The sequence below is a fragment of the Methylophaga frappieri genome (assembly GCF_000260965.1).
GTDB classification, from domain to species: Bacteria; Pseudomonadota; Gammaproteobacteria; order Nitrosococcales; family Methylophagaceae; genus Methylophaga; species Methylophaga frappieri.
In genome coordinates this window covers 877,174-889,748 of record NC_017856.1, presented here as the reverse complement: position 1 = coordinate 889,748, position 12,575 = coordinate 877,174, and the positions used below count along the sequence as shown (strand labels likewise).

The 12,575-nt window shown below is 51.2% G+C and carries 15 protein-coding genes; all 15 read right to left on the bottom strand.

Annotation, left to right across the window (positions count from 1 at the left end; all coding sequences use genetic code 11):
- Nucleotides 1-209 precede the first annotated feature (209 nt).
- Nucleotides 210-1,031 (bottom strand): phage BR0599 family protein, encoded by an 822-nt coding sequence (locus Q7C_RS04100; protein WP_014703437.1) that lies wholly within the window; start codon nt 1,029-1,031, stop codon nt 210-212.
- Nucleotides 1,028-2,239: a hypothetical protein gene (locus tag Q7C_RS04095; protein WP_014703436.1), complete on the bottom strand. Its 1,212-nt coding sequence runs from the start codon at nt 2,237-2,239 to the stop codon at nt 1,028-1,030. Before Q7C_RS04095 ends, Q7C_RS04100 begins: the two co-directional genes overlap by 4 nt.
- The gene (locus tag Q7C_RS04090; RefSeq protein WP_041366499.1) at nt 2,239-5,022 is read right to left on the bottom strand and encodes a phage tail length tape measure family protein; all 2,784 of its coding nucleotides are present in this window, start codon (nt 5,020-5,022) and stop codon (nt 2,239-2,241) included. The genes Q7C_RS04095 and Q7C_RS04090 overlap by 1 nt, the downstream gene beginning before the upstream one ends.
- 150 nt (nt 5,023-5,172) lie before the next feature.
- Nucleotides 5,173-5,934: a DNA adenine methylase gene (locus Q7C_RS04085; protein ID WP_014703434.1), complete on the bottom strand. Its 762-nt coding sequence runs from the start codon at nt 5,932-5,934 to the stop codon at nt 5,173-5,175.
- The gene (locus tag Q7C_RS04080; RefSeq protein ID WP_014703433.1) at nt 5,900-6,091 is read right to left on the bottom strand and encodes a Com family DNA-binding transcriptional regulator; all 192 of its coding nucleotides are present in this window, start codon (nt 6,089-6,091) and stop codon (nt 5,900-5,902) included. Before Q7C_RS04080 ends, Q7C_RS04085 begins: the two co-directional genes overlap by 35 nt.
- 268 nt (nt 6,092-6,359) lie before the next feature.
- On the bottom strand, nt 6,360-6,860 hold the full coding sequence (locus tag Q7C_RS13670) for a DUF6631 family protein (protein ID WP_014703432.1): 501 nt from the start codon (nt 6,858-6,860) through the stop codon (nt 6,360-6,362).
- Nucleotides 6,860-7,618 carry a phage tail tube protein gene (locus Q7C_RS04070; RefSeq protein ID WP_014703431.1) on the bottom strand — a complete coding sequence of 253 codons (759 nt, stop codon included), beginning with the start codon at nt 7,616-7,618 and terminating at the stop codon, nt 6,860-6,862. Before Q7C_RS04070 ends, Q7C_RS13670 begins: the two co-directional genes overlap by 1 nt.
- Before the next feature lie 11 nt (nt 7,619-7,629).
- Nucleotides 7,630-7,809, bottom strand: a complete 180-nt coding sequence (locus Q7C_RS04065) for a DUF7210 family protein (RefSeq protein WP_014703430.1) — start codon at nt 7,807-7,809, stop codon at nt 7,630-7,632.
- 2 nt (nt 7,810-7,811) lie between these two features.
- Nucleotides 7,812-8,261, bottom strand: coding sequence for a phage tail terminator protein (locus Q7C_RS13285; protein ID WP_014703429.1), 450 nt, complete (start codon nt 8,259-8,261; stop codon nt 7,812-7,814).
- Nucleotides 8,261-8,764, bottom strand: a complete 504-nt coding sequence (locus Q7C_RS04055; RefSeq protein WP_014703428.1) for a DUF1320 domain-containing protein — start codon at nt 8,762-8,764, stop codon at nt 8,261-8,263. Before Q7C_RS04055 ends, Q7C_RS13285 begins: the two co-directional genes overlap by 1 nt.
- Before the next feature lie 21 nt (nt 8,765-8,785).
- Nucleotides 8,786-9,328, bottom strand: a complete 543-nt coding sequence (locus tag Q7C_RS13280) for an HI1506-related protein (RefSeq protein ID WP_014703427.1) — start codon at nt 9,326-9,328, stop codon at nt 8,786-8,788.
- A gap of 84 nt (nt 9,329-9,412) precedes the next feature.
- Nucleotides 9,413-10,315: a Mu-like prophage major head subunit gpT family protein gene (locus tag Q7C_RS04045; protein WP_014703426.1), complete on the bottom strand. Its 903-nt coding sequence runs from the start codon at nt 10,313-10,315 to the stop codon at nt 9,413-9,415.
- 28 nt (nt 10,316-10,343) lie between these two features.
- On the bottom strand, nt 10,344-10,763 hold the full coding sequence (locus tag Q7C_RS04040; RefSeq protein WP_014703425.1) for a hypothetical protein: 420 nt from the start codon (nt 10,761-10,763) through the stop codon (nt 10,344-10,346).
- Nucleotides 10,764-10,787: 24 nt separating this feature from the next.
- Entirely contained in the window at nt 10,788-11,867 is a 1,080-nt protein-coding gene (locus Q7C_RS04035; protein WP_014703424.1) for a phage protease, read from the bottom strand.
- Between the two features lie 252 nt (nt 11,868-12,119).
- Nucleotides 12,120-12,563, bottom strand: a complete 444-nt coding sequence (locus Q7C_RS04030; RefSeq protein ID WP_041366496.1) for a phage virion morphogenesis protein — start codon at nt 12,561-12,563, stop codon at nt 12,120-12,122.
- Between the last annotated feature and the right edge of the window lie 12 nt (nt 12,564-12,575).

Genomic DNA, 12,575 nt, shown 5'->3' with positions numbered 1-12,575 from the left:
CGCGTGTGTTGCCCCTGTTAACCACGCCAGGGGACTCAATATCACGAGTACCGCGCATCAGATAAATGCTAGACCCCGTTTTTGCGCTAGGCACAGTTAATTTTTCTGCAGTAGCAGAGGGTGATTTTTGCGGCTTATTTAAGATGGTTTGTATGGCCATCAAAGCCACGCCGATTAATAGCTGTATCCAAAATCCCATAATTAGCCCCCTAAAATATACTGTTGCCGTCGTAACCGTCTTTCGCGGGTGTCCAATCGAATGCGAGATAGTTGTCAATATTGTTAAACTTATTCAGACAGGTTTGCGGTAGCCGATTACAGCCCGGATACAGCTTCACAGCGCTGACAGGTATCAAGCTTTTTATCGGACGATTAAGCCAAACCTGGTTGCCGACGTGTTGCAGTATGTAGCGATTGATACCTGCAAATGACAGGATGCCGCCTGTAAAATAGCCGTCCCCATATCCGCCAGCCTCGGTTATTTCGATCACGGTTTTGTCGGTAATGTCCGTGACATCCCCCCCCACTTCCCATTCGGATTTAATCAATCCGCATAAGCCGTGATAGACGGTATGCACACACTGGCCAATCTGGTAACGCATCGTCAGCGCATAGCCATTCATATACAAATCCATGCGCTCACTCAGCAGGATCATCATCGGATATTCCCACTCAACACCGGCCAGTCGCCCCGACCAGACAATGACTGGCTGCGTGTCCGGATCATCAAGATGCGATTGATAGAGCGTCACTGTGATGACGTTAGCGAACTCATGCGAAAGGTAGATATCGGCAAACGGATTTTCTCTGTTCAGCGATATTTTTAGCTGCTCTCCGTCGTACGGATTAGAGTCGTCCGAGATTGAGTCGCGCTTGATCATGCCGGACGTATATTCTTTGCCGTTTATCGTCACGTTATAGTCCGCAGTGGTCATCCGCACGGCATCCACCGGATTGTCGCCGTAGACAATTTCCAGGTGTTCGGCGGGCGTGCCTGAATGCCGGCTTGTCTCGTAGGCGTTAAATGTCATTCGGGGATTTCCTCAGTCATAACTGCCAGGTTAATTCTGGCCACTTCGTCAGTAATCCAGGAGACGGTGAAACCATCACTGGCCAGATGGCAGACGGTGACAAAACTGATCTGACTGCATTCCCAGGGACCGTATGATTCGTCCCAATCCTCGACCGTTGTCACCGTTGATACGCCAAGGCCAAAATCGGCGGCAATCGTGGACACCTCAAAAAACGCCACGCTGCCGTTTTTTTTGCGGATCATCAGGTGGGTATAAGTGCCAGAAGACGGTGAAAACATGCCCAGATCGGTGCCAGCAACCTCAAAATCAATACCGGCGCTCAGCGGCTGCTGTAGTTGCAAATCACCGAGCCAGGTCGGCATCATGAACGGCACACGCTGGCCAGAGCGCCGGTCGAGGAATGCAAGCCACCAGTCGACCTCATCACGGCTTTCACATAGCACTTCACCTTTACGCAGGCGGCGTGAAATCAGGCCACGCACTACGGATTCAAACGGGCCAACTTCAGCATCGATGTAATCCGGTACCCAGTCATAAGTGACATTAATTGGCTTTGACCAGTCGACAGGGCGAACCAGTACTTCCAAGCTATTAAGCGTTTCGTCAGCAGTTAAGCTGGATGCTTCCGGAGCACGGTTATCAACCAGGCGTCTGAAACTGACCGGGCAGCGCATAACATGACTACTAATCCACTCGGCCTCCATCTCACCGGCCACTTGAGCACGCCAGGCAGGATAGACTTTGGCTCTCGATGGCCAACTGCTATCGAGAGCACTAGTTAATGTCAGGGTCAGACGGTCACCAGAGATGCTTTCAATAGCGACGACTTCAGGCTCTACGTCACCCAGCATTAATATATATTCATCACCGGCACGAGCCAGATATGAGACTGGGCCATCAAGCAACAGTGTGTTAGTACCGATAGTGGCTGCAGATGCTAAAAAGCGCCGACGGGACCACTGTGGCAGCATCCAGGTATAGGGCTGTAGTCGACCAAAGCGATAATCAAAACTGGCTGCGTCGTCGGCACCCAGCAAAATCGTGTAATTTAGCTGCTCGCGCGGTTTACTGCGCAGTCCGCGCCACTGGCCAGTCATATCGCGTGAGCGCAATACATTTGTTTTATATGCAAAACTCTCCTGCACCGGATCTGACCAGTCCGGAGCAAACGGGAAAACGGCCGAAACGCCGTCTGGCAATGCCATCAGCCACCATCCAAAATTGTTGATACCTGCCGGCGCTCTGTCCGGATCACAGTCATAATGCTCTGGCCAAAATTTGGTGTACTCGCTATCGAGTCAGCCAGTTCCTGAGGGTCCAATGCGATGTACTGATTGAGATGAGTCGCGCCGGATTTACGTGCTTGACCGCCAGATTGCTCAGGCAGATGCCCTGAACCGCCAACTAGACCACCCTCAGCATACCCACGAAAGCGACTCAGAGCGGCCATACCGTTTTGACGAAACGACTCCATGAATGCCATGGCACCGGGCTCCCGCATCACTGACTGAGGTTGAACATACTCACCGGCATGAACAATGCCTGCTGGCTGGTATTTGCTGCCTGGCCCGGTCCAACCACCATCTGCAAAGCCCAGGAAATCCAAAAAACCACCACCGCCAAAACCGCCAACAATCGACACTGCTGCCTGTTGTGCAGCGAGCTGAATCAGAGCGCGGCCAATCGACTCAACAAGCGTGCCGATAGCATCACGCAGGGTCAGGGTGCCATCAGCAAGACCGGTAATCGCATTGTTTAAACCCTGCTCAAGCCCTTGTTTTACAGTTGTTGCGAGCTCCGTTGTCGTGGTTTTAAGTCGTAATGCCTGAGTATCCAAAGCAGCCAAGGCAGCTGCTGCATTCTGACCGATAACGCCTGGCATTTGTGCCAGTTTCTCCAGCACTGGCCGCTGCTGTTCCAGCACTGCTGCGGTTTGTTTATGCAGATCGAGGATCTGCTTTCGCGCCTCAACTTCATTAATCAGACCAGCATCCTGTTGGACATTAATTGAATCTTCAACACGCTGCTGATCAGCCAATATCCGACTGATTTCATCTTGCACCTGAGTCAATCGAGTGCGAGCCATCTCAAGATTAATTAGCTTGTCTATAAATGCCGCACCCGCCTGATCGCCACGCTGCACGAACCGATCCCGCAACTCGCCAAACTGCTGATCAAGCTGGGCCTGGCGCGCTGCCATCGTATTGCCTTCGAGTTGTAAAATCTGAGTCTGAATAGACGACAATTGCCGACCGTCTTCCATTGCCTGCTGCATTTTTTCCTGCGCGTCAATGGCTGACAACGCAGCGGTTGCACGTTGCTTAAGTTCACCAGTCAGTGATTGTTCGGTTAGCTCGTAGGCACGCAGTTCAGCTGCTGTTTTATTCGCAGTGGCTGCTGTGCGTTCTAATTGTTCGACATAACGCTGTTGAGATTCGGCCAACCGCTCAGCATCACGGGCAGCTTGTTCGGCGGCGCGATCCCGGTCACTGCCAGAATTTCGATCTTGATAACGGGCATTAATGCCAGCGATATTTCTGGCCACCCTTGCATCATCCAGGCGTTCATCGTTCGGGTTAACATTACGAATCGCTTCCAGCTGGTCCTTATATTCCTTGATTGCCAGCACGCGCTTTTCTTCATTGCTGAGATTTAACTGGGTGAGCTTGTCGATTGCCTGCATAGCACTGATGGCTTCAGCATCGGCTTTTTTCTGTGCTGATTCATTACGTGCCAGCTCATCCCGTTGCTGAATAAGCAGTTGCAATCTTCGACGTTCAGCTTCCAGCTCAGCACGTCGCTCAGACTGCTGATTTGCCGGCCCCCGCATACGTCTGTTTAATTGTGACTCAACTTGATCCAGCCTTTCTTGTAGCGTATCGGCACGCCCGATATCAAGCATGGCATCCCAGCCTTCAGCAGCTGCATTTTTTATAGCTTTCCAGCCCCGTTCAAGTATCCCAAGATTACCAGCAACCTCATCAGCGCGTTGCTGCATAGTGTTAGCGTAGGTATTGATGGCCAGATCGATCGCTTCGACTTCTTTGCCCTGGTCTTGCAGTGATTTGATGTTGGAATAAATCGCCGCATCCAGGAAGTGATACTGGTCATTCAGTTTAGTGATGGCTTCAACCGGGTCTTCAGATAAAGCAACAAACTCTTCGACCGTTGCGCTCACCGCGCGACCAGTAGCTATCTGCATCTGGATAGCAGTGAGACCGATTTGCTCAATTTGTTGTTCGGTAAACTTGCCTGTCTCAGTGATTTCAGCCAGTGCAGCTGCCGCATTTCGACGGGTGCCAGCAATATTATCCAGACGTTCAGCCATCTCATTCAGCTTGTCAGTGCTGGTACCGGAGGCATTGCCAGTGTTAATCAGCGCCTCGTTAAAGCGCCTTGTCTCAGCTGCGCCTTTTTCATGAGCGACAACGACTGACAATGCTGCAGCTGCAATACTGCCATACAGAATAGGCATCGGCTTGATAGTAGACAGCAACGCTTTACCGGCCTCGCGGGTACCGCCAAACGAATCGCGGATCTGGCCACCTTGTTGAATGGCCACTAACCAGATCGGCATGCCTGAAGCCAAGCTGGTGCCGATATCGGTGATTTGTGCCGGCAACTGGCGCATAGCCTGGCGATATTGCTTGACTGACAGTGTGGCAGCGCCCATTTGTCTGCTCTGTTCACGAATGCCGGTAGTCAATGCACCAGGCGCAATGCCAGGCATAGTTTTGTTGAGTTGGTTCGCAATACGCTGGAATCTGAGCAGACCCTGCTCGGCATTATTGACTGCTGGCGTCATCCGGCCGAAATTTACTATCGCCTTGTTGGCTGAAGAGGCCGTTTTATCCAGGCCCGCACCGGCTTTTTTGCCAGCACCATCTAAACTTGTCAGTTCGCTTTCGAGCGCATTCAGTTCACCGACCGCTTGTTTAAGGTCAGTTCTAATGCGTAATGCGAGATCAAGATTTTTATCGGCCACCATTCACCTCCAATAAACCTGGCACCTGCACCCAGATGCCAGGGCGGACTTGTCGTGGGCAGCGTTCTGCCCTGGTCACGGTGTGTTATGGAAGGGATGATGACACCTATATATATAGGTGTCGTTTGAATCGGGGCAAAACTATTTAGATTTTCACCAGTTCCAGATGAGCAGCTCCTTAGCAGGTTTTTTCTTATGATTTCCGGCCACTGTGTAATTGATGTTTAACGAACGATGAGCAAGACCAGCAAACTGCTCTCGGATAAATTCATGGTCATTGATGCTGATGATCATTTTGCCTTTGATGCTTTTGGCTAATTCAGACATCAAGGCGTATTGCTCACGCTCAAAGCTTTGACCATAGCCAGCCGTTTCATAATAGGGAGGATCAAGGTAAAAAAGGGTATGTGGCCTGTCATATTTCTCGATACATTTTGCCCAGTCAATATTCTCAATCGTTGTTCTGGCTAAACGTAAATGTGCGGCACTTAGATCTTCCTCCAATCTAAGCAGGTTTAATCTTGGTGAGGCAGTAGTTGCCGTTCCAAAAGTCTGATTATCGACACGCGCGCCAAAGGCTGATTTTTGCAGGTAATAGAACCTCGCAGCGCGTTGGATATCGGTCAGTGTTTCAGGCTGCTTCAGCTTCTCCCACTCAAATATCTGTCGACTAGATAATGCCCATTTAAACTGTCGCACAAACTCTTCTAAGTGATGCTGAACCACACGATACAAGTTGATTAACTCACCATTGATATCATTAATGATCTCGTGCTTGGATGGCTGCTTTTTATAAAACAAAGCGGCACCACCAGCAAACACCTCAACATAGCAATTATGCTCAGGGAAAAGTGGCAGGATATCTTTTGCTAAACGGGCTTTACCGCCCATCCATGGAAGTATTGGCTTGGCCATGATTTACCTCAACGTTGGCACTCGCTGGTGCTTGGGTTGGAGGCTCTATGGCCCTCAAGCTATTCAGTGTCTTACAACGCGGACACTTGATTTCAATTCGACTAAAACTGGCTCTGGCCAGCAAACGTCCACAGTCACCACAACGTACTTCAATCATGTGAGCCTCATTAAATAATGATAGGCTGACCCGGCTGCGTCGACGCGGCGGGGTAGCCCTGGTTGGCTCACAGGTTACGGCCTGTGACTCGACGGCCAGCCAGTGTTGGCGCACTGACTGGTCGCTATCTCTTCCTGTAACTAACTCTTTTTCAAAAACTGCAAATGCTTTTTCAAATCTTTTCCGCCGGCAAAGGCATTATTGGTGTCCAATACCATGTCAGCTCGCTTGCGTCGGTCACGACTTATGGCTGCATCGAAATATAAATTCAGCTGTCGCTCGGTGTACTCTCCAAGTCTGACCGGGTCGTGTCCTGCTGCGATGAGCTCTGTGTAGATTTCTGCCCATCTGAGTCCTGGTCTTGTTGTGTACGGTTTGTGTTTCGTCGACTGAACAGCTGCATCTGCAGCTGACGACTGAAAAAAGGGCCGTTGGCACCCCACCAGGCCATTAGCAGTGTTTCACCGTCGGCGGACGAAAGCGATTCGACAAATGCCTGGTCAATATTTGCTGCCATCGCTGCCAGTTCAAGACAGGCATTCTGATGCTTTGCGATCAAATCAAATACTTCGTCAAGCGGTATATCCCCCCCAACGGCAAGCAAATCATGTAGATCGTTGATAAAGGGTTTCATCAGTGGCCGTAGGTTCAGACTTTCGACAAAGCCATACTCCCGCACCGTGATCTGCTGTCCCCTGAGCGTAATGACCTGCTCAGGGTGCAGAACTTCCAGATCGTTATTGACTGTTTTGGATGCCTTACGAGCCATTAACTCGCCTCCAGCAGCTCAATACGGCCAAAGCCACCCAGATCTGCAGATGGCTCATTATTGGTATCGAGGATGGCGGTACCAGTCAGCTGAATTTCACCGAACTGGTCATTAATCAGGTCAAGTGTGTTGACCGGATTGAATTTCAGCTTGTAGAGCCGAACGCGCACTTTATCGGCGCTGCCGTCAACGGTATTCTCACCAGTCATGATGAGATAGCGAACAGGCGCTTTCTGGGTGAACATCGTCACGTCAGTGCTGGCGCCATGGTCATAGTCAGCATTAAATGGCTGAGTCAGTGAGGCAGGGTCGAGAATCCTGATAACACCACCAACCGCATCGGCAATTTCATAGTTAGTGTCTAACACAAGGGTCACTGGCGAACCGGCGCTGTCTTCAATGACCAGATTGCTGATGTTGCCACGATCTAATACAACATGATCATCAGCTACCAGACCAGTCGGGAAGGCTTCAGCCGTAACACTATCTGAAGCTACCGTATTTACTGTGCCATACAGACCCAATGCCAAGTTCTTAGCATTGGCGTGATTGAGTGTCAGGGTAAAACTCACCTCGCTACCAGTGCTCAGAGTCGCTGAGATATTACGTTTGCCTGACCAACTTTCACGACGCTGCTCTTCTTCAGAAGATGCTGAAATCTGCAGCAATGCCGCATCGTTAACCCAGTTCATTGCCCCAGGCTGGCCATTGAGGTTTTCACCGAGCCAGACTTTACCTTGAAGTGAGAAATCTTTCATCTCGCGACTCCTTATTTAGCTTGTGAGACAGGCTTGTCAGCGCCTGCGATTTTTTTGCGTTCTGCCAGGAAGGCGCGCTGGCGTTCGGTGACCTGAATCTTGTCGCCTTTTTTACGCGGCTTGCCCTCATGGGTATGGTCAGCGAGCAGAACTACCTCGACCTTTTTGGGAGTTTCATCTTTCTTTGTCATGCTTAACCTCCGTTGCTGATAAAGTGCGTGGTCGTAAACGTGTCCGCCCACAGTAAAGTGCTTTTGTCATAGTCGATGACCTTGCCGTCTTCCCAGGTGATTGGCCGCCAGGGAGAAACCGGGGACCATCCGACCAGGGCAGTACGGATAAGGCCGATAAAGGGTCTTAGTTCCTGCTGGGCTTCAGCGCCGGTCTGACCTCTGAAGTTTCTGGCCACGGTGATAACGCCAAATGTCGATCTCACCTGTTGCTTGCCCCGGTTGCGATCGGACTCACTGGGATTAATCCGGCTTTCATCCACCAGAATCACGTATGCGCTGCCGATACGAAATCCACTCATGCTGGTGACCGCTGCAAAGTCTGCTGCAGATCCTATTTTCTGAAGCACGTCATTCGAGATCTGGGCCTTCAGGCGCTCCTCGATGAGACTGGTATCCAGTGGCTCATTCATCAGTAGCGGCCTCGGCCATCCCAAACGCGGGTACCGGATTCAAACTGAACATCCATGCTGTCAGCGCTGGCCACCGGGTCATCAGCACCCAGGCTGAACTTGCCCTCGGCTGTCAGCTTGAGCAGTTTCATTGCATCCTGGTAATCACGAACGATCGGGTCCTGTGCATCCGTGCCTAGTCTGTGTTTGTGCAGGTAGTAGCGAGTTATTGCTCTGGCCCAGGTGGTGACAACACCAGGCACCGGGTCAAGAGGCAGATAACCGCGTTGAGCCAGGAAACCATCAATCAGGGATTCAGCATCACTGACAGCATCATCAATCCGTTGCAAGGCATCATCAGCGACAGCAATTTCATCCGCTGACCAGGCACTGCGATCGGCACCGATCAGGGTGGCCTCCATCAGTGCGTAGTCGACCAGCGTTTCATGCTCTGCAGTTGCGACTTCGGCCAGCTCCCTGGCTCCGGGTCGCTCTGTAAGCTGAATGTGAGAGATATAGCTCATTCAAATCACTTGGCGTCTTAATTAAACCAGTTCTTCTTTGACCGATAAGGCTGGATCAGCCTTAATCTCATCAAGCTGTTCATCACTCAGATCAGCCAGCGGAATAGCCACAGGCTCACCACCAAAGCGGAAGCCAGCGCGGCGGCGTGAACCTTTGGCGCGTTTGGTCTTCACAACCAGCACGGCTTCGGCTTCACCTGAGCCGGTTTTGTTTTCATCTGGCGATGGCGGCGTGTTCTGGTTATCGGCATCTGAGCCGGTACCGGATTCATCAGAACTGTCACCATCATTAGCAGCGCCTGTTTCGGTGCCGCCTTCCTGGCCAGCATTGGCATCACCGCTATCGTCACCGGTGTTTTGTTCCGTAGCGCCATCAGCATCAGTGCCGGCGTTTTGTTGTTCCTGCTGTTTCAGTTCTTCCTGGTATTGTTCCCAGGCAGCATCACGATCAGCCGCAGTCACCTTGTTGAGCTTGGCATCCTGTTTAATCACGTCGACGTTGGGCTTGCCTTCATAAGCCATCGTATGCATTACACCGACCAGAACTGTTTTTACTTCACTCATTGGATTTCTCCCATTAATTAAGTGGTGCTGTCTCTCCAGCTGTCACGCCTGGATCATTGGCGACGTCCCCTCTCCGGGGTGTATCTACGAGTTAGCTAACCAAGGGTTAATGATCAGCTGTGAGGTGTTGGCCCATTCGTTGGTCTCACCACCAGTTGTCAGCTGATTCATCAGGATCTTGCGAGCCGCGCCTTCCATGTTGGTCGGTACCATGGTGTGGGTATGACGCAGCGCCAGTGGACGGCCATAATCGCCTTTGATTTCCTGCAGGCGTTTACGAGCGGCTTCATAGTTGGTCGCGTCCAGGGTTTGCTTGGAGCGAACAACCAACTGCCACAGACCAGGACCAGCATTCGCACGAGCATCGACACCGAACAGGAACTTGTCTTCCATGAAGACGCGATCACTATTCAGGTCCATCAGGGCACGGAAGTTATAAGCGCGGCGCATCTGGAATACCAGTGGTTTGATGGCCCGAGACAAATCCATCACATACCAGGCAGGACCAGAGCCACCCATATCATTGGAAACAGATGCTTCATTACCGTCTTCATCCAGGACTGGATGGTCAGTGTCAAACAGCTGCTGGCCGTCGTAGCATTCCGGGTTACTTTCCAAAACCTCTACGATCAACTCATTAGGATGCTCACGAGAGCCGCGACCGAATTCTTCATATATCGGCGCATACAAGCCGTAGGTGTCATCTTCAATCGCGTCACGCTCGACACCTTCGGTCAGCTCGAACTTACGGTTCTTGATGCTGAAATCTGAGCCTTCCAGGCTGTGAACAACACGATCACCGATCCACTCACGCATACGCGGCAGTGATTTCAGCCAGGGATAGACCTCGACTGAAGTGGTTGATGGCACCACAGTTGAAAGCTGTTCATACATTGAGCCGTTATCACCCAGCGAGTTGAAACCCTGCTGGAAATTGGTGTTGTAACCCTTGAACAGGGCCTGCAGATTGGCAGAAATTAAATCCATGATTATTACTCCTGTGCTAAGGGATCAATTAGTTGGTTGGGTCGATACAAACCCAAACACCACCGGCATCAACATCGTCAATCACGCCGCAGCGGGAACGGGTGCTGGTGCCATCAGTCAGGGCCACTGTCTGGTCGTCAACGATGTAACAGTCACTGCCGATATCGGTGATAGTGATTTCGTCCGCGCCTGCCGAGTTGGCAAACTGGAAGTGGCCACGCTCGATTTCGGCGACCATATCGCCATCAGCACCGGCGCTGTTGTCGTATTGCTTGCTGAATACGCCCAGGGCAACCAGGCCAGTATCAGTACTGCCAGGTTCAGCAAAGCCAGATGAATTCATCACCGCAATCGTTCCTGCAAAGCAGTTTTCAGTGGCAGCGACACCATGGCCACGCTTGCACGCGCCACGCTGAGGGGTGTTTCGGTTTTGAGTTGCAGCAGTCATAAATCGTCTCCTCTATATGGACGGTTAAGCGTTAGTGTTGGCCGCCTTAAAGGCGTCAACAGTGAGTCCCATCGCAGTACACACAGCCATCTCTGCGTCAGTCAGGCCAGTTTCCTGGTCTACCTGTGGCTCCTTGCCTTTGGTTTGGGTACTGGTGAGTGCAGCGATGGGCTGCGCTTTATCCAGATAGGCAGTCAATGCCGCCACATCTTTTCCACCTAACTCACGGGCCCAAGGCTCCAATGTTTTTGGCAGACGACCGTCATCGATGGCGGTCTTGATTAATGAGTCGACATCCTTGTCATCCCTGTCCTTGATCTTCGCGGTTAACGCAGCGATATCGGTTTGCATCTGCTGCACGCTTTCAATCGGTACATATTTGGCTGGGTCAGGTTTGCCTGAACCTTGGTGCAGGGCAGTACAGGCAGCAATCACGGTCTCGCTGTCGGCGGTTTCACTGACTGCAATGGCTTTGCGGATATCGGCTCCGAATTTTATCTGTGCATTCAGTGCGGCAATCGCCTCACCTTCGGTGGCCGTTTCTGCCAGGCCCAGGGCAATTAACAATTTCTTCATGGGTTGAGTCTCCTCGTGTGGTAAACCAAATGTGGCGGCAGCAAGCAGTTCGATTTCAGCCATGCCTTCAATACCAGGTTTGTTGGTCAATGCCCCCATTAACAGGTCGAGCACATCGCCAGTCCGGCTGTCATAAACAAATACAGGGCTGAAATAGAGGTATTCACCATTACTGACGTACTCAATGGCTTTGGGGGTCAACTCCACCGTAGCCCACAAACCGCTTTCATCTTTCCATTCCAAAGAGGAAATCCAGCCAGCTGCAGGAGCAGGTTGGCCATTGGTTTCTTTATGGAGGGTCTGATGCTCATAATCGACGACAGTGCGAGTTTTCCGCTCTTCAAACCGTTCGATTAACTGGATGGCCAGCGGTCTATCGATGTGCCAGGCAGACACAGGCAGGTCTCGACCGTCAGACGGCTTAAAGAAACCAGTTGGCGTCACCTGAATGACGACATGGTTACCTTGAAGTTGTTCAGGCAGAGAAAAGGCACAGGCTGCGATGGCGATAGCAATGGCAGAATTCATTTCACTTGTCGTCTCCGGTCTCGTTTTTCAGAAGTTCCGAGAGCCATATTGCGGACACAGTGAAGTCAGGTCATTTGACCGAAGGCAAAACTTCAAACTGGGGTATTAATGGAGAGTGTTGGGAAGGTAGCCGAGCGGCTGGTGATAAAACATTATTAAAAATTATTATAAAGGGGTTTTCCGGCGCTTTCGGTGCTGACTATAACCGATGATAGCCATAAAGGTCTAAAAAAGCCTGTCAGGGGCTTTGTGTTACTCCAGGGAATTTTCCAAGTAGCGAAGTGCAATCCGGGTGATATTGTCATCATCCTGGATGCTGGTACCTAACCACTTACGCGAAGGCAAGTTTATCGCTGGCCGTCCAAAATGAAGCGAAGCGCCCTGGATACGATTCGTACCGAATAACAAACCGTCCTCATCTATCTGCCCACGCAGGGTACCGCTCAAAATCCCGCTCAACGTCAGTATTTTATTCTTGTTACGTTTCTTGCGCTTTTTATAACGAGGCGATAGTGGTGCCCAGGGTGAACCATCCGGCTCAGTTTGTGACTTGAATCTCTGCCTGTGGGACCGAGTGAGATACTCTCTGACCTCGCGTAGCATCGGCGCTGGGTTATCAAGTGCCTCAGCTGCAGCTGATACAGCCTTGCTTGCCTTTTTTGTATCAAGCTCAATTCTTATATTGGTACCAGCCATGATGAGCTCTCC

What these genes read in the sequence shown, in the direction of transcription:
- Q7C_RS04040 (WP_014703425.1), bottom strand. Translation starts at nt 10,763, where the DNA reads ATGACTGCTGCAACTCAAAACCGAAACACCCCTCAGCGTGGCGCGTGC.
- Q7C_RS04100 (WP_014703437.1), bottom strand. Translation starts at nt 1,031, where the DNA reads ATGACATTTAACGCCTACGAGACAAGCCGGCATTCAGGCACGCCCGCC.
- Q7C_RS04045 (WP_014703426.1), bottom strand. Translation starts at nt 10,315, where the DNA reads ATGGATTTAATTTCTGCCAATCTGCAGGCCCTGTTCAAGGGTTACAAC.
- Q7C_RS13285 (WP_014703429.1), bottom strand. Translation starts at nt 8,261, where the DNA reads ATGAATGAGCCACTGGATACCAGTCTCATCGAGGAGCGCCTGAAGGCC.
- Q7C_RS04080 (WP_014703433.1), bottom strand. Translation starts at nt 6,091, where the DNA reads ATGATTGAAGTACGTTGTGGTGACTGTGGACGTTTGCTGGCCAGAGCC.
- Q7C_RS04090 (WP_041366499.1), bottom strand. Translation starts at nt 5,022, where the DNA reads ATGGTGGCCGATAAAAATCTTGATCTCGCATTACGCATTAGAACTGAC.
- Q7C_RS04055 (WP_014703428.1), bottom strand. Translation starts at nt 8,764, where the DNA reads ATGAGCTATATCTCTCACATTCAGCTTACAGAGCGACCCGGAGCCAGG.
- Q7C_RS13280 (WP_014703427.1), bottom strand. Translation starts at nt 9,328, where the DNA reads ATGAGTGAAGTAAAAACAGTTCTGGTCGGTGTAATGCATACGATGGCT.
- Q7C_RS04030 (WP_041366496.1), bottom strand. Translation starts at nt 12,563, where the DNA reads ATGGCTGGTACCAATATAAGAATTGAGCTTGATACAAAAAAGGCAAGC.
- Q7C_RS04085 (WP_014703434.1), bottom strand. Translation starts at nt 5,934, where the DNA reads ATGGCCAAGCCAATACTTCCATGGATGGGCGGTAAAGCCCGTTTAGCA.
- Q7C_RS04065 (WP_014703430.1), bottom strand. Translation starts at nt 7,809, where the DNA reads ATGACAAAGAAAGATGAAACTCCCAAAAAGGTCGAGGTAGTTCTGCTC.
- Q7C_RS13670 (WP_014703432.1), bottom strand. Translation starts at nt 6,860, where the DNA reads ATGGCTCGTAAGGCATCCAAAACAGTCAATAACGATCTGGAAGTTCTG.
- Q7C_RS04095 (WP_014703436.1), bottom strand. Translation starts at nt 2,239, where the DNA reads ATGGCATTGCCAGACGGCGTTTCGGCCGTTTTCCCGTTTGCTCCGGAC.
- Q7C_RS04035 (WP_014703424.1), bottom strand. Translation starts at nt 11,867, where the DNA reads ATGAATTCTGCCATTGCTATCGCCATCGCAGCCTGTGCCTTTTCTCTG.
- Q7C_RS04070 (WP_014703431.1), bottom strand. Translation starts at nt 7,618, where the DNA reads ATGAAAGATTTCTCACTTCAAGGTAAAGTCTGGCTCGGTGAAAACCTC.